The organism is Clostridium ihumii AP5 (genome assembly GCF_000612845.1).
Classification (GTDB): domain Bacteria; phylum Bacillota; class Clostridia; order Clostridiales; family Clostridiaceae; genus Clostridium_J; species Clostridium_J ihumii.
Genome location: NZ_CCAT010000043.1, coordinates 1 through 16,532, shown reverse-complemented (window position 1 = coordinate 16,532; position 16,532 = coordinate 1). Strand labels below are relative to the sequence as shown.

15 protein-coding genes are annotated in these 16,532 nt (G+C 24.9%); 7 read left to right on the top strand and 8 right to left on the bottom strand.

Annotated features, from left to right (window positions below):
• Positions 1-308 precede the first annotated feature (308 nt).
• From BN346_RS05960 to BN346_RS05950, 3 genes are read left to right on the top strand one after another with little or no spacing between them, the layout of a single operon-like run.
• Positions 309-848: a GNAT family N-acetyltransferase gene (locus BN346_RS05960; RefSeq protein WP_034440494.1), complete on the top strand. Its 540-nt coding sequence runs from the start codon at positions 309-311 to the stop codon at positions 846-848.
• 17 nt (positions 849-865) lie between these two features.
• Positions 866-1,492 carry a class I SAM-dependent methyltransferase gene (locus BN346_RS05955; protein ID WP_034440492.1) on the top strand — a complete coding sequence of 209 codons (627 nt, stop codon included), beginning with the start codon at positions 866-868 and terminating at the stop codon, positions 1,490-1,492.
• 23 nt (positions 1,493-1,515) lie between these two features.
• Positions 1,516-1,983 carry a GNAT family N-acetyltransferase gene (locus BN346_RS05950; protein WP_034440490.1) on the top strand — a complete coding sequence of 156 codons (468 nt, stop codon included), beginning with the start codon at positions 1,516-1,518 and terminating at the stop codon, positions 1,981-1,983.
• Positions 1,984-2,061: 78 nt separating this feature from the next.
• Here BN346_RS05950 and BN346_RS05945 read toward each other — a convergent pair whose 3' ends face one another.
• Positions 2,062-2,388: a hypothetical protein gene (locus BN346_RS05945; RefSeq protein WP_034440489.1), complete on the bottom strand. Its 327-nt coding sequence runs from the start codon at positions 2,386-2,388 to the stop codon at positions 2,062-2,064.
• Between the two features lie 95 nt (positions 2,389-2,483).
• Here BN346_RS05945 and BN346_RS05940 point away from each other — a divergent pair, with 95 nt between their 5' ends.
• From BN346_RS05940 to BN346_RS05930, 3 genes are all read left to right on the top strand, one after another.
• The gene (locus tag BN346_RS05940; protein ID WP_034440488.1) at positions 2,484-2,759 is read left to right on the top strand and encodes a hypothetical protein; all 276 of its coding nucleotides are present in this window, start codon (positions 2,484-2,486) and stop codon (positions 2,757-2,759) included.
• Positions 2,760-2,916: 157 nt separating this feature from the next.
• Positions 2,917-3,279 carry a VOC family protein gene (locus BN346_RS05935; RefSeq protein WP_034440486.1) on the top strand — a complete coding sequence of 121 codons (363 nt, stop codon included), beginning with the start codon at positions 2,917-2,919 and terminating at the stop codon, positions 3,277-3,279.
• 99 nt (positions 3,280-3,378) lie between these two features.
• On the top strand, positions 3,379-3,747 hold the full coding sequence (locus BN346_RS05930; RefSeq protein WP_034440482.1) for a VOC family protein: 369 nt from the start codon (positions 3,379-3,381) through the stop codon (positions 3,745-3,747).
• A 436-nt stretch (positions 3,748-4,183) separates the two neighbouring features.
• On the opposite strand, the gene BN346_RS05925 is transcribed toward BN346_RS05930, so the two are convergent.
• The 4 genes from BN346_RS05925 to BN346_RS05910 form a co-directional block, all read right to left on the bottom strand.
• Positions 4,184-6,373 (bottom strand): DNA topoisomerase III, encoded by a 2,190-nt coding sequence (locus tag BN346_RS05925; RefSeq protein WP_034440480.1) that lies wholly within the window; start codon positions 6,371-6,373, stop codon positions 4,184-4,186.
• Positions 6,374-6,682: 309 nt separating this feature from the next.
• Complete coding sequence (locus BN346_RS05920; RefSeq protein ID WP_040327474.1) at positions 6,683-8,119, bottom strand: DEAD/DEAH box helicase; 1,437 nt, start codon at positions 8,117-8,119, stop codon at positions 6,683-6,685.
• A gap of 131 nt (positions 8,120-8,250) precedes the next feature.
• Entirely contained in the window at positions 8,251-9,849 is a 1,599-nt protein-coding gene (locus BN346_RS05915; RefSeq protein WP_034440476.1) for a putative ABC transporter permease subunit, read from the bottom strand.
• Positions 9,842-10,558, bottom strand: a complete 717-nt coding sequence (locus tag BN346_RS05910) for an ABC transporter ATP-binding protein (RefSeq protein ID WP_034440475.1) — start codon at positions 10,556-10,558, stop codon at positions 9,842-9,844. The genes BN346_RS05915 and BN346_RS05910 overlap by 8 nt, the downstream gene beginning before the upstream one ends.
• A 198-nt stretch (positions 10,559-10,756) precedes the next feature.
• Between BN346_RS05910 and BN346_RS05905 the strand changes: the two genes are divergently transcribed.
• Entirely contained in the window at positions 10,757-11,131 is a 375-nt protein-coding gene (locus tag BN346_RS05905) for a hypothetical protein (protein ID WP_034440473.1), read from the top strand.
• A gap of 81 nt (positions 11,132-11,212) precedes the next feature.
• Here the strand turns inward: BN346_RS05905 and BN346_RS05900 are convergent, their stop codons facing one another.
• The 3 genes from BN346_RS05900 to BN346_RS05890 are packed head-to-tail and all read right to left on the bottom strand — an operon-like array spanning position 11,213 to position 16,393.
• Positions 11,213-12,982, bottom strand: coding sequence for an ABC transporter ATP-binding protein (locus BN346_RS05900; protein ID WP_034440472.1), 1,770 nt, complete (start codon positions 12,980-12,982; stop codon positions 11,213-11,215).
• The gene (locus BN346_RS20440; RefSeq protein WP_051540081.1) at positions 12,975-14,789 is read right to left on the bottom strand and encodes an ATP-binding cassette domain-containing protein; all 1,815 of its coding nucleotides are present in this window, start codon (positions 14,787-14,789) and stop codon (positions 12,975-12,977) included. Before BN346_RS20440 ends, BN346_RS05900 begins: the two co-directional genes overlap by 8 nt.
• Before the next feature lie 5 nt (positions 14,790-14,794).
• Positions 14,795-16,393, bottom strand: coding sequence for a sigma-70 family RNA polymerase sigma factor (locus tag BN346_RS05890; RefSeq protein WP_034440470.1), 1,599 nt, complete (start codon positions 16,391-16,393; stop codon positions 14,795-14,797).
• Positions 16,394-16,532: the final 139 nt, after the last annotated feature.

The window sequence follows — 16,532 nt, the reverse complement described above, 5'->3', positions numbered from 1 at the left end:
ATATAATGTTAATTATACACTTATTATGTTATAAATTTACTATATACTATGAATATAGTATTAACATTGTGTTGTTAAATAATCCTTTTATTGAAATATATGGTTTAATTGTATTATACTATTTATTGTTAGCTTTTTTTCTTCTTTTTTTATAAAGTTTCAAACTAATAGTTGAAATTAATTTATCTGAGACTTTTCACATCAAACTATTGGATTCCAAGTTAATCTTCAAAATTTAGATGCCATTAAGTGTAAGATTATCTTTGAAATCCTTTAAAAATTACGTAATTAAGGAGTACTTTAAATAAATGAATACTTTAGAAACTGACAGATTAATTATAAGAAAGTTCTCACCTAGCGATTGGAAAGACCTATATGAATGTCTTTCTAATGAAGAAGTTGTGAAATATGAACCTTATAATGTACAAAGTGAAGATGAATGTATAGAAGAAGCCTACCTCCGTTCAAACGAAGATGCTTTTTGGGCTGTTTGTCTTAAAGATAGTAATAAATTAATAGGAACTATATATTTTCAAAGACAAGAACCACTAGAATTTTTTACGTGGGAACTTGGTTATGTCTTTAATATTTTATATCATAAAAATGGTTATGCTACAGAAAGTTGCACTAAAATTTTAGAATATGGCTTTAATAATTTAAATGCACGTAGAATAGTTGCAATGTGCAACCCACTTAATGTTCCTTCTTGGAAATTATTAGAACGATTAAATTTAAGACGTGAAGGTCATTTAAAACAAAATATATTTTTTAAATATGATGATGAAGGAAATCCTATCTGGAATGATACTTATGAATACGGCATATTAAAACATGAATGGACAAGCTAGTAGGAGGTTTATAATGCATGACAAATACTAAAGCTATAAAATTTAATAAGATGATTTATGATAAAACTAATGATGAATTAGGTCTATTTGAAAAATATGATGATGTTTTGTATGAGATACAACAAAGAATATTTAACTATAATGCTAGTTCCATAGTTGATATAGGCTGCGGAACTTGTAATTTATGTGGTGAATTAAGTGATAGTTTAGATGTTATAGGTATTGATAATAACTTGGACATGCTTTGTTATTCATCTAATAAATTTAAAAATATGAAATTAAAATTAGGAAATTTCTTAGATGAACCTTTTAAAAGAAATTTTGCTGATATAGTTGTGTCTACTTATGCTTTTCACATTTTAAATACTGATGAAAAGAAAAAGGCACTTAACAATATGTTAGGATACTTAAAAAGCAATGGAAGAATTATAATTGCAGATTTTATGTTTTATAATAATTTAGAAAAAGAAAAGTGTAAAAGTTTATTTTATGAAAGAAATAGAAAAGATCTTGTAGATTTTATAGAATCAAAACATTATACAAATTTAGATGAGTTTACTAATTATATAAAATCATTGGATCTAACCTTTTCTATTGATCATATTATAAATTTTACATGGATATTAGAAATAACTTTTAAATAGCAAAAATTAAGGAGTTTAAAAATATGTGTACTATAAAAAATTATGAATTTAAAAAAGTTTCAAATAGAGATGTTGAAGATATGCTTACATGGAAATATGGTGGCATATATGAATTTTTTGACAATGATTTTTCTGAAGGTAAAATAAGTTATATAAAAAGCTTTCCTACTATTGAAAATGTTTATTCTATTTACTCTAGTAATGAATTAATTGGAAATTGTTCATTTTACTTTAATAATGACCTTCCTACCTTTGCTATTCAATTAAGACCAGACTTAACAAGTAAAGGTATGGGCAAAGAATTTTTAAATAATATTTTATTATTTGCAAAAGAAAAATATAATTTAAATAAAATAGGTCTTTCTGTACTTAAATTTAATGAAAGAGCTATAAGGCTTTATAATAGTTTGGATTTTAAAGTTACTAATGAATTTATTGGTAAGACAGTTAAAGGTGAAATGGAATTTCTAAGCATGGAAAAAGCTTTATAAAACTTAAAATAAAACTACTAAATGATATTAGTATTATATATTAACATCATTTAGTAGTAAATTTATAATATTTTAAGTTTAATTATGAAAATTAATTGCTAATTCTCCATCACCTATAACTACAATAGTAGAGTTCTTAGAAACATTGCCTATATTAATCTTTTCATGATAATCACCAAACTGCTTAAATATTTGTGTAGCTCCATTATCATTAACAATAAGTATACATGCGAAACTATTTTCACTTATAAGCTCAGCTGTAGTACCATCATTCAATTCATCCTTAATGTGATAAATACCCTCTTTGTAAACATTTGACGTAGGAATAGTATCTGCTGCTTTAACATTAACAACTAAACAATTACATAATAGTAAGACTGTCACTATAAATTTTTTTAAATTCATTTCATCACCTCTTATTAAATTGTCTTATACTCGTAGTATTTCATTAAATCAAAAAAATATTAAAATAAATTATTAATTTTAGGAGGTTTTCCATTTTGGGAAAATATAAATCACTGAAAATAGTAATATTTTTGCTTGTAATTGCCTTAATACTTTTAAATTTATTTCATATAATTAGTCGTAAAATTTTAACACCAATTTTGATAGTTATATTAGTTATTATAAATGTTATAAATATTAATGACCCTTGTAATAATAATGAATCACCTAAAACAAAAAAAGAAATTATTCTTTCTATTTGGTCTATAATTACTATAATTTTAATATGCTTCTATGCTGTAATACTTTTCCTTTCTTTTTTAAATACTTAACAAATATGACATACTGATGTCTTATTTAAAAGTTTATACTTTAATTATAAATTTAATAAATATTTATAGAGTTAAAAGTTCATCTTTAAAATCAATACATTTAAACTAAAATAGATAATTTAAAATTAGAATTTACTTCTCTATTGGAGGTTTTTTTATGAAGTTAAGTATAAACATAAATTCCTTGTATATATGTGTTAAAGACATGAAAAGAGCTATATCATTTTATGAAGCCTTATTTGATCATTCTGTAGATACAGAAGATGAGGTGTTCAGTATTTTTAAATTAAATGACTTTAATTTTTGCTTATTCAATAATGAAAAAGTAAATGAACACGTACTGTATGGTTATAACTGTTTACCTAGTTTTGAAGTTAATAATATAAACTTATTAATAGAAAAATTAGAACTTCTTAAAGTTAAAATAGTATTTCCATTAAGTAAAATTAACCATAACTTAGTTTTGGAATTTGAAGATAGTGAAGGTAATCATATAGAAGCATATTATAAGATAAAATAAGCATATTATTTTAAAATTGAATTTATTTCCATAAACATCCATAAATACAAATGTGTTATAATAATGTAGTTTAATAAATTTACTTTTGGAGGATTTGACATGAATTTTAATATAACATTGAATTCTTTAACTATTGCTGTTAAAGATATGGATAGAGCAATAAATTTCTACGAAAACTTTTTTAATGAAACCTTAAATGTAAAAAATGAAATTTTTAATGTTTTTAATTTAAATGGATTTGAATTTTGTTTATTTGATAATGAAAAAGCATTTGAGTCTGTTTCATATGGTACAAACTGTTTACCAAGCTTTGAAGTTAACGACATAAATTTAATAGAATCAAAACTTAATAAATTAAATGCTCAAATAACGTTTCCATTAACTCAAATAAATAATAAATTAGTTTTAAATTTTGAAGATAGCGAAGGCAATGTTATAGAGGTTTATTCTAAATTAAACTTTAAATAGAGATAGGTCACCCTATCTCTATTTCTTATTATAATACTATCTTATTTATAACATAGTAATTAAAATTTATAATTATATAGAGTTCCAAGCTCAAACTTAAAGTAATCTTTTTATCAAATGATAATATTAATCTTACAGTTTATTGTGATATCATGATTGAAACCAATTAAGAACTAAGAGTGAAAAGTGAATAGTTATTTTAAATATTACTCGCTTCGTTCTTAATATTTAAAATAGAAACACCTAAAAACTACGTTTCTATATTGTTTTCCACTAATTTGCTCTACAAATTATTATAAAATCTGATTGAAAAAAACTGATACGTCAGTTTTATCCTTCATTGTTAATTGTTCATCGTTAATTGTTAATTTTATATAGCACTTTCTCATCTGAAACATGAATAACTTAAAATTTAGACTTGTATTCCTATACTTATTTACTTTTTAAATAAATCTCCTAATGCTGCAAATGGATTGTCCTCTGCTGCTTGTTTCTCTGCTTCTTTTTGCATCTTCTTCATGTAGTTTTTAACATCTTTTTTATCTATCTTACCGCCTTTTTCAAAACGTTTCTTAAATACAGATGCTTTTTCTCTAAAGTTACAATTAGCTCCAGAGCATACATAAATTTGACCTTCTCCATGTCCTTTTATCACAAGTTTTTTCTTGCATTCTGGACATCTAGCATTAGTAACTCTACTTACAGCTTCTCTATGTCCACATTCTCTATCTTGACATACATTCATAACACCATTTTTAGTTTTTACTTCTAGCATGTATTTACCGCATTTAGGACATTTACTACCTGTTACATTATCATGTACAAATTTATCACTACTACCTTTAACATCATCAACAAGTTTTGTTGCATAATCTCTCATTGAACTTGTAAAGTTTTTATCATTTGCTTTTCCTTTACTTATACGCTCAAGTTCCCCTTCCCACTTAGCTGTTAAAAGTGGTGATTTTAAATCTTCTGGAACCAAATCTATAAGTTGTTTTCCCTTAGATGTTGGAATTAAATCTTTACCTTGTTTTTCTACATAGAACATATTATATAATTTCTCTATTATATCTGCTCTTGTAGCGACTGTTCCTATTCCACCTGTTTCCCCTAAAGTTTTTGCAGATTCTTTATCCATTTGTACATATTTTTGTGGGTTTTCCATAGCTGAAAGTAATGTAGCTTCATTAAATCTAGCTGGTGGTTTAGTTTCACCCTTTTTCATATCTACAGATAAAATTTCTACTTTATCTCCTTTTGACATCTTAGGAAGTGTTTGTTCCTTTAAGTCATCACTATCATCATCTTCTACATCTCTATCATAAAGGGCTTTCCATCCTTTAGATTTTACAACTTTACCTTTAGCTACAAAGTTTTCCCCTTTTACATCTACTTTTATAGTAGTTTGTGTATATTCAAATGGATCTAACATAACAGATAAAAATCTTTTTATAACTAAATCATATACATTTTTTTCTTCACTACTTAAATGTGATAACATAACTCTTTCTTCTGTTGGAATAATAGCATGGTGATCGCTTACTTTATTGTTATCTACAAAAGATTTATTTGCTTTAATTCCTTTTCTTAATACATCATCACAGAATTTTTTATAGTTTCCAAGAGAAATAGATTTTATTCTATCTTTTAATGTTGGAACTATATCTGTTGTTATGTGTCTTGAATCTGTTCTTGGATAAGTTAATATTTTATGATTTTCATATAATCTTTGCATTATTGATAATGTTTGCTTTGGAGAATAACCAAAAATTTTGTTACAATCTCTTTGAAGCTCTGTTAAATCATAAAGCATTGGTGCAAAATTCTTTTTGTCACTTTCATTGACTTCAAGTATAGTACCTTCTTCTCTATTAACTTTTTTAACTATATTTTCAGCACGATTTAAATCAAATAATCTAGATTTATTGTTTTTATCTAAATAAGTTAAATTAAATCCTTTGCACTTTGCATTTATAGTATAGTAGGCTTTGGGTTTAAAATTCTTAATTTCATTTTCTCTATTAACTATCATTGCAAGAGTTGGTGTTTGAACTCTACCTGCTGAAAGACTTGCATTATATCTACAAGTTAATGCTCTTGTAACATTTAATCCAACAATCCAGTCAGCTTCTGCTCTTGATATAGCTGCTTTATAAAGATTTTCATAATCCTTACCTGGCTTTAAATTTTTAAACCCATCTAAAATAGCCTTATCTGTTTGTGAACTAATCCATAATCTTGAAAGTTTTCCTCTGTAGTGACACTTATCAAGTATCCATCTTGCAACAAGTTCCCCTTCTCTACCAGCATCTGTAGCAATAACAACTTCATCTATATCTTTTCTTCCTAAAATGTTTTTAATTTCATAAAATTGTTTTGCACTTTTCTTTATAACTTCTAATTTCATTTTGTTTGGAAGCATAGGAAGGTTTTCCATATTCCAACTCTTATACCTATCATCATAACTTTCTGGTGATGCTAAAGTAACTAAATGACCTAATGCCCAAGTTACTATATATTTATTTCCCTCTATATATGATCTTTTATTTTGATTGCATTTTAAAACTCTAGCAAGATCTCTACCAACACTAGGTTTTTCTGCTAAAACTAATATTTTTCCCATAATTTCCTCTTTTCCTAAAGAATATCTTTAAATTCATTTAAAGATTCATTATATATTTTATATAATAAGTTAAAAAATAATTTCATTTCAAAGCCTTATTTTATATCCATATGAAAGGCCGCCAAGACTGAAGTCTCATCTACGAAAGAAGAAGAAGAAGTAAAAATTAAATAGATAAACTATTTCATTCATCATTTTCAATCTTCAATCTTCAACTTTCAATTAACAAATTAGATAAGAATTCATTCTTGCATAAGACTATTATTTATATTTTACCTTGTTTTAACTGTTTTCTCAAATAAGTCCTAATTACTTTTTAGCTTTTTGAATTTTTAATTTTTTCCCTTTTATAGTTATTTCTTTGTTATTTTTAAGGAACATTTGTCCTTTATTATTTAATATATCTACAAAAGAAAATCCATCTTGAACGTCTATAATTCCTATATCTTCTCCAGTTAGTCCCTGTACATTGCTTAAAGCTCCAACTATGTCTATATTTCTTAATTTCTTTTTCTTCCCGCCACTTATATGAATTTTTGTAATTTCACTGTGAACTTGTTTCTTTTTATTATTTTTATTCTTTATAAATTCCTTTTGACTTTCTTTAAATTTTATTTTTCCATCTCTAATTTTTTCACCTTCTGGAAAAGCTCCTCTCTCAATGTTATATCCAATATACTCTTGAATTTCATCTAAGAACTTCTTCTCATAATTTGATACAAATGTAATTGCCTTTCCTTCTTTTCCAGCTCTTCCAGTTCTACCAATTCTATGTACATAGCTTTCTTTTTCCATTGGCACTTCAAAATTGAAAACATGAGTTATATCTTCTATATGAATTCCTCTAGCAGCTACATCTGTTGCAACTAAAACCTTAAATTCATCATTTTTAAATTTTTCCATAACACTAAGTCTTTCTCTTTGTTCCATTTCACCATGAAGTTCTTCTGCTAAAAAGCCTTCTTTTCTCATAAGTTCATAAACTGACTTAACTTTATTTCTTGTATTGCAAAATACTATGCATTTATTAGGCACTTCACTATATATACTTTGCCATAATAATTTAAACTTAGCATTATCCTCAACATTTACAAAGCTTTCTTTAATTCTATCTCTGTTAAACACTTTAGATTTTACATTTAAAACTTTAGCATCTTTCATATAAGATTTACTTAAAATTTCTATTTCATCTGGAAGAGTTGCAGAAAATAATGTTGTAACTCTATTTTTAGGAAGTTTATTTAATATGTCTTTTATTTGATCTATAAATCCCATATTTAGCATTTTGTCTGCTTCATCTACAACAACATATTTTAACTTGTTAACTTTTAAAGTTCCTCTTTCTATATGGTCAGCAATTCTTCCTGGAGTTCCTATTACAATATGTACTCTTTGTTTAAGTTCTCTTATTTGATCATTAAATGGTTGTTTTCCAAAAACTGCAGCACATCTAATCTTTTTTAATCTTCCTATATCAGAAATATCATCTTTTACTTGCATTGCAAGCTCTCTTGTTGGAACTAAAACTAAACATTGAACCTCAGAACTTTCTACTTCTACCTTTTCACAAAGTGGAATACCAAAACTTGCTGTTTTTCCACTACCTGTTTGTGATTTAACTATAATATCAGTATCTTTTAATATGTATGGTATAGCCTCTTTTTGAACTTCTGATGGCTCATCAAATCCTAAGTTTTTTAGAGCCTTTAATATATCTTCACTTAAATTTAAATCCTTAAATAATATGTTTCCCATTGTATCTCCTTTTTCATTAAATATAATAATAGGAAACTAAGCTTATATAAATTGCACATAAACTCAGTTTCCTATATATATTATTATCTATAAATTTTTCATTAATGTACTATATTATAATATTATAATTTGTTAAATAGTTCAACTCCCTTTGTTTTTAGCATGTTCCAAATTACAAATATTACTGATAAAAGTATAACTGCTAACACACCTATAAACACTGCAAAATTTTCTATTCTAAAGTATATATATATTAGTGTTGGAATAGCAATGATTACCATGCCCAAAAGCATTGAAATCATTGTACTTGCACTTTGCTTTACCACTTGAGTTTCTGATGTCCACATAAGCTTTGGAAAATATAAATTTATTAGAAGTCCTCCCATTGAAATTATAAATGCATATAACGTTGGTATTAAGAACACTCCTATTAAATAAACTCCACTTATTCTAAACTTAAAACTTAGAACTAACATATTAATATATAGAAGTGGTAATATAACTAATAAATTTAATGCTATTTTGCTTTTAAATATCTCAGTTTCTTTTATTGGCATACTTTTTAATATCCATAGATTAGGACTTTCAAGAGATATTGATGGTGCTGTAGTGCATGTCAATGCTACAAGTCCTGATCCAATTAAAATTATATAGCTTGGTAATATTTCTGCCATCATTGGCATTTCTAATATTACACTAATTTTTTCTACACCTACAAATATTAATGCTACTGAAAATATTGTAAATAATATCATTCCTACAGATGTATTTAAAACATAAATATTACTTGAAAAATATCTTCTTACTTCTTTTCTTAATAATGCTTTAACTGGACTTTCTACCTTTAACTCTTTAAATTTATAATTAGATTTTTTGTAGCTCTCTTTAAGTTTTGAATTTATAGTTTTAAAACTCCTACTAAATACTAATATAAATACTATAAAAGGTACTATTGATATTAAACTAAATTTAATTCCATTTATTATACTAAAATTTTTAAGTGCCTCTGTAAAATAGTATGATGGTAAATACATCTTTTGCATTACTATACTTATTGCATTACTATTCTCCATTACATACTCAATTATTTTATCACTTCTCATAGATAAAACCATAATTAAAACCAAGCTTAGAACACTTAATAAAATTGCTACTATATTTTTATGTTTAGATCTTGATGAAAAGAAACTTATGATAAAAGCTATTATTGAAGCTAAAACTATTGGTATTAATGGTACAAACACTGATAATACAATTACATATATAAAAAATATAAAACTTACATTACTATTTATAAAATATGATATTGCAAATGGTAAAAGCATTATTAATGATATACAGTAATTTATAATTATAAGGCTTAAAATTTTGCTTAAAAGTATTGTTGAAGATTTTATTGGCATTGCTGCTAAAATATCATAATCTTTATTAGAAAATAAATAACCTTGTGCTTTATATATTGAAGTAAAAAATACAAATACTGTGCTCATAGTAATAGCAAAAGTAAGTAGTACATCTAACTTACTTATTTCTTTTAATACTTTACCTAAAGACATAGCATATACTGTAAACATGCAGAATAACATAGCAAAACTCATAAATATCAACAAAGATGTTCCTAATATTTTATTTTTTTCTGACTTAGACTTTTCTTTTAGTATTTTATTAATACCAATAGAGTTAATAAAATTTACTTTTAATAATGTACTTAAATTACTCATTTTCTATCATCTCCATAAATACTTCTTCAAGTGAACTATCCCCCTTAACTGTAGCCACATCTCCAAGTGCTACAATTTGTCCATCTTTAATTATAGCTATTCTATCACAAAGCTTTTCAACTACTTCTAAAACATGACTTGAGAAAAATATAGAACCACCACTTATGCAAATTTCTTTCATTATTCCTTTTAATGTATGTGCTGCTTTAGGGTCAAGTCCTACAAATGGTTCATCAAGTATAAGCAATTTAGGTTCATGAATTAGTGCTGAAATTACAGCTAATTTTTGTTTCATACCATGTGAATATGATGAAATTAAATCACCTAAACTATTTGTTATTTCAAATTCATCACTATATTTTTTTATACGATTTTCTCTATCAATTTTTGATATACCGTATATATCAGCTACAAAATTAAGATATTGTATACCTGTTAATGCATCATATAAATCTGGATTATCTGGAATATATGCCATAATTTTTTTACATTCAATAGGTTTATCTTTTATAGACATATTATCTATTAAAATTTCACCTTCTTCAAAATCCAATATGCCTACTATTGATTTTATAGTAGTTGTCTTTCCTGCACCATTATGCCCAATAAACCCAAATATTTCTCCATCTTTAACCTCTATATTAATATTACTTGCAGCCTTCTTTTTTCCGCCACTATAAATTTTAGAAAATTCTTTTATACTTAACATAATATCCATCCTCCCAAATAAAATTGCCTTTTTAGATATTTAGATAATTATCTAAATATCTATATACATATATTATTCTCACCTTATAAGTTTGTCAACATTTTTATAATTTATATTTTGAAAATTTAAATTTTGCTAATATATACATTAAATATGCAATATAATATAAATATATAATATATTTTATAGGAGTTTATAATGAATAAATTTATTGATATTATTATAGGACTAGGTATTAATATTTTCATACTAATATTATTTGTATTTAAAATGATTGTAACTTCAGATGTACCTGTATCTATGTCACTTAAAGAATGTACATTTATATGTATACTCTTAATTTCTATTTTACTTATATACAATTTTTACATAAATAAAACAGAATTTTTGATAATAAACATTATATTTATATTGTTTCCACTATTTTTATGGTTTACTTCTATGAAGCAAGCATTAATTTATAATTATCATAAATATGATACCTTAACTTGTATTATTGGTTTTTCTATTATATTAATTCTTTTATTAAAAATAATTTATATAAAAATAAAAAGAATTAAAATTGTTAAATAGACCTTAGTACTAAATTTCTATACAATAAAAAGAGTTCATTGAATGCTTATTTTTCAATGAACTCTAAAAACATTAATTTTATTAAGCCACATACCATGATTCTTGATTTTTATACATCTCTTTATATATTCCATCTATATTTAATAGTTCTTTATGTGTTCCTTCTTCTTCAATTTTTCCATCATTAAAAACTACTATTCTATCAGCACGTTTTGCAAAACCTAACCTATGTGATATAAATAAAACTGTCTTATCTTTTGCTAAATCATATATCATATTATAAATTTCAATTTCCGATATTGGGTCTAAATATGCTGTTGGCTCATCTAATATCCATATAGTAGAATCACCTTTTGCTAAAAGCCTAGCTATTGCAAGCCTTTGCCACTGACCTTTTGATAGTTCTATTCCATCTTTAAGTTGACCAAGTTCTGTATCTATACCCTTAGGCAAATTGAAAACTATTTCTTTTAAACCCACTTTATCTAGTAAGTCCCAAATTTCAATTTCAGAAAACTTATAACTTTCATTTCCTACTTCAATATTTTCTCTTATAGTCATTTCATATTGAGCAAAATCTTGTAATATACATGAAATACTACTTTTTAATATACATTGAGCTTTCAATCCACTACTTCCATCTACCATAATTTCACCACTTGTAGGATTTGTAAGTGCCATTAAAATATTGGTACTTGTGGTTTTTCCACTTCCATTATGACCAACTATAGCAATTTTTTCTCCACTATTTATATGAAAATTAAGATTTTTAAGTGCATATCTTGTGCCTTGAGGATAATTATAAGTTACATTTTTCAAAACTATATTCTTAACCTTTTCATTTATAGCTATTTTATCATCATTTTCATAATTCATTATCTCATAATAACTTTTAATGAATTTACTATCAATTTCATTTTGTGCAAGTGTACTCTGTACACCTTCAAACGTATCTATTACACCATTGAGAAGTTCATTACATAGCATTAAAAAACCAATTTCAAGTCTGCCTTTAACTATTTCATATGCAACATAAATAAGCATAGATATATATGGAATGTTAAAAACTATTCTTGCCAATTGTAATGTAATTTCAAACTTCTTAAATATTTTCATTCTACAAGTATACTCTTTTTCATAAAGTTCATCCCATTTACTACTAACGAAATTAAATAATCTATTAAATTTAAACTCTTGATGAGTAATCTTATCTCCACTAAGACTAAAAAAATAATTTTGCTTTTGGCTATATGGTTGTATTTCATCCCAAATATTCATTATACTATTGTACATGTTTCCTGCTAACTTATTAAATACAAAAACTAAAACTAAATATATTGCTACAACTAGAATATTTATCTGTATAAGAAAATATCCATAAATAATTGTTTTAAAGACTGCTTGTATATAAAACATAGTACTTTCTATAAATTTTTTCATAGTTTCTAAACTCTTGGTTCTTACTTCATGAATTTTTACGTAAGTTTCATTGTTTTCATAATAATCTATTTTAATATTTGAAAGTTTAGTGTTAAGACTATTTTCAAATGTATATGAAAGTTTTAAATTGACTTTATTTGTAAGTAATATATTTATAACATTGCTAAATTTTAATATTAATTTTGCTAAAGAAAATATAGTTATTCCTATAACTACAGATTTAAAATCATGAGTTTTATTAAAAATCCCATATGCTGAGTTTATAGTGTATTGGGTAGCATTTAATAATACATATACAAAACATGCTGAAAATATATTTATAAGTATTAAAAAGACATATGAGGCTGGACTACTTTTATAAGCTATATTGTTTACTTTTTTTAAAGCTTGTATCTTATAACTTCTACACACACACTTCACCTTCTTTATAAATTTCTTGTTGTGAATTAAACAATTCATAATATTTGCCTTTTAACTTTAAAAGTTCTTCATGTGTTCCACTTTCAACTATTTTCCCATTATCCATTATGCAAATACGACTAGACATTCTTGCAAATCCAATACGATGTGAAATTAAAAGTGCAGTTTTATTTTTAACTATATCTTTGAATTGATTTAACATTCTCATTTCTTCAATTGGATCTATTGATGCTGTTGGTTCATCTAATATTAGTACTTCTTTGCTACCCATATAAGCCCTTGATAAAATTACTCTTTGCCACTGTCCAAGACTTAAATCCTGTCCTCTACTATCATATTCTTTACCAAGTATTGTATTTATTCCACTTGGCAATTTATTTATTACTTCTTTTAAATTTCCCTTTTCTATTGCACTATTAAAACTATTTTCATCATTAAGTTTTTCAATCATTCCAACTTGTACATTTTCCTTTAATGATATACTGTACTTTGTAAAATCTTGAAATCCTATACCAAAATATCTATATAAACTTTCTTTATCATAATTTCTTATATCTTTTCCATTTAGTTTTATAATTCCCTTGTAATCTTCTAAAAGTCCACACATTAGCTTTGAAAAAGTGCTTTTCCCACTTCCATTGTATCCAAGCACACTAACAACCTCTCCCTTATTTAATGAGAAATTCAACTTTTCAACTGCATCCTTATTTCCATTAGGATATTTATAACTTACATTTTCAAATGTCAAACTTTCAAATTTACCTTCAATATCATCAGTTTTTAAATTATAATCTGAAGATATATTTTTTAATGCATCTAAACTTATTTTTCCTGTGAAATTTTCATATTTTTCTACATATTGATAATTATCCATTAAATCCTTTGAAAGTATATCTACTATGCTTTTTATATTAGAAGTAAGTGACCACATTATTGAATTCAAAAATACAAATTCTCCTACATCTATAGTTCCATCATATACAAGATATAAAAAGTATACTGTTAGCCCATATGTCATAAACGCCTCAATAAAATTTGTAATATTAGTTAATATAGTTGCCTTCACTTCAAATTTATATTTTGAAACTGTATAATTTTTATATGAATCATCCCATTTATTAAGGAATTTATTTTGAAGATTAAATATTCTAATCTCTTTTGCGTATTTTCTTGATGAAAGTAACTCTCTATAATAGTTAGCAGTACGTTCTTCATTAACATATTCTTTATTTAAATTCATACGTTTTTTTACAACATATTTATTTATAAATACTAAAATTAAAGATAAAATAAATACACATATAAGTACAAGTGAGTCAAAACAAGAAATAGCTAAAACCGATAACATAAGTCTAAACACAGCTATTGTAAACTTATTAAATACTGTAACTGTAATTTTTGTAGTATTATCCATATTATTTCTTACAAACTCATAATTATCATAAAAACTTGTTTTATAAAAATTGTCTTGTTTTGTGTTATAACTTTTATACATAAAAAACTTTGAAAATAGTTTTTTAGATTTTTTAGTATATGCATTTATCATCATATCTTCAAAATTTATTGTATTTCCACCTATGCATATCATTAAAAAGAAAAATAATATAGGAATTACTACTTTAAAGCTAGTTTCTTGAATACTTTTGTAATGTAATATTGTATCAGTAGCCATCTTAAATGAATAACTCATTCCAATTTTTGCTAATGCTATAATAAATAATGTAGTTAAATTTAAAACAAAAAATATAGGAGCTGAAACAACACTAATCTTGCAAAAATTTAATATTTTCTTTAACACATACATCACTCCCCAAGGAAAAGAATTGTTGATATGCTTTTTTCCTTATCAAAATTTACTTCTTTTAATAATCCTCTATCTAGTAAGTTTTTTAATACATAAGTTTTCAACTTTGCTATATTATTTTGACATATGTACTTTATAGTTTTATACATATGAATAGGCTGACCTATTTTTTCAATTTCATATACTTCCTTATCAAATTTTTGTCCTATTTTTATAAAATCATCTGAAGGTACTGGTATTATTTCATTTAAAATGTTTTTGCTTTTTAAATAAACTACATTCACTTTATATCCACTTTCATTTTTAAATAAATATCCTTTATCTATTAGCCTTCTATAAATATCTATATTTACATCATTTTCTTCTAATTTTCCATTTATAAAATGATATAGTCCTATATAATCTGACATAATATTATCTCGCCAATCAAAATCTCTTTTACTCCATACAGTATTAATCTGCCAACCTAAAATAGGTAATTCACTGTTACTTCTATACATGTCACCACAACAATTATAATTAAATTTATCAATCTTATTTATTTTCTTATCTAAAGTTGCAGTTGAGATGTAATTTCCTCCATCTTTACGTATTACACTAACTTCATCAAAAGTTATCTTTTGTAACTCAGCAAATATGAATTTCTGCATTGAATATGGGATTATACTCCACATTAAAAAGTTAAAATCATTATCTGGTGAATAAATATTAACTTTTTTAAATATTTCTCTATTCTCAAAAAATTGAAGAAAATATTTTTCTACTAATATATTTGCATATTTTTTATATAAACTGTTTAATTCTTCATATTTTTCTTCTGATGGTTCTTCAATTAAAATATTAGTTTCATATTTTTCACCTTTTACTTTATTCATAAAACCATATTCTTCAAGCTCATTAACTTCATCTTCTACAAATATAGGTGATATTCCCAGCTCCTCTGCAATTTCATTTATTGTAAGTGATTTATGATAAGCTGCATAAGATATATTTTGAGTTATTCTCTTTTTCAAAAAATCTTTAGTATCACCTCTACTACCTGGATTCCCCAAGTGTCCTATATTAGAAAAGTTAATAGGGTTAATTCCTAAATTACCAATAGTTCTTAATACTTCCATACTATTTTTCATCTCCTTTTTAATCTCATAAATATGCCACTTTACAGTTCCCTCTGACAAATCTAGTTCTTTTGCAATTTCCCTTATTTTTAATCCTTTATAATAATGTAACAAAACTATTTTCCTTTGCTGACTTGATAAAAATGCAATCTCTAATCTAAGTTTTCCTATGATTTCTTTTTTCACAATATCATTTTCAATATTTTTATTTTCAATAATATTTACATCATCTATAAAAACATTATTAATAACCCTTGTTTTCTCACTTAAATACTTTGTCCAAACATTATGAGCAATTCTAAAAACATAACTATTTAAATCTATAAAATTATCTTTTTTTATAAGTACATCATAAATTTGAATTATAATCATACTTGCTAATTCTTCTGCATCATTAATATTCCTAGTTTTATTCATTGCAAAACCATACATAGGTTTTATGTATTCTTTTATCACTCTATCTGCATCCTGTTTTTTCAATATCAATTCTCCTTTCAAATCTCTGTATATTTATATACTGTCTACATTTGTAAAAAAGTTGGCAAATATATATAAATTCTTCAAAAAAATAAATAACTCCTTCTCTTGAGTTCCATCTAATATTTTATAGGGTTCCAAG

Bases quoted from the DNA above. Each gene is read 5' to 3' on its own strand.
- BN346_RS05960 (WP_034440494.1), top strand. From the start codon at position 309: ATGAATACTTTAGAAACTGACAGATTAATTATAAGAAAGTTCTCACCT.
- BN346_RS05955 (WP_034440492.1), top strand. From the start codon at position 866: ATGACAAATACTAAAGCTATAAAATTTAATAAGATGATTTATGATAAA.
- BN346_RS05950 (WP_034440490.1), top strand. From the start codon at position 1,516: ATGTGTACTATAAAAAATTATGAATTTAAAAAAGTTTCAAATAGAGAT.
- BN346_RS05945 (WP_034440489.1), bottom strand. From the start codon at position 2,388: ATGAATTTAAAAAAATTTATAGTGACAGTCTTACTATTATGTAATTGT.
- BN346_RS05935 (WP_034440486.1), top strand. From the start codon at position 2,917: ATGAAGTTAAGTATAAACATAAATTCCTTGTATATATGTGTTAAAGAC.
- BN346_RS05930 (WP_034440482.1), top strand. From the start codon at position 3,379: ATGAATTTTAATATAACATTGAATTCTTTAACTATTGCTGTTAAAGAT.
- BN346_RS05925 (WP_034440480.1), bottom strand. From the start codon at position 6,373: ATGGGAAAAATATTAGTTTTAGCAGAAAAACCTAGTGTTGGTAGAGAT.
- BN346_RS05915 (WP_034440476.1), bottom strand. From the start codon at position 9,849: ATGAGTAATTTAAGTACATTATTAAAAGTAAATTTTATTAACTCTATT.
- BN346_RS05910 (WP_034440475.1), bottom strand. From the start codon at position 10,558: ATGTTAAGTATAAAAGAATTTTCTAAAATTTATAGTGGCGGAAAAAAG.
- BN346_RS05905 (WP_034440473.1), top strand. From the start codon at position 10,757: ATGAATAAATTTATTGATATTATTATAGGACTAGGTATTAATATTTTC.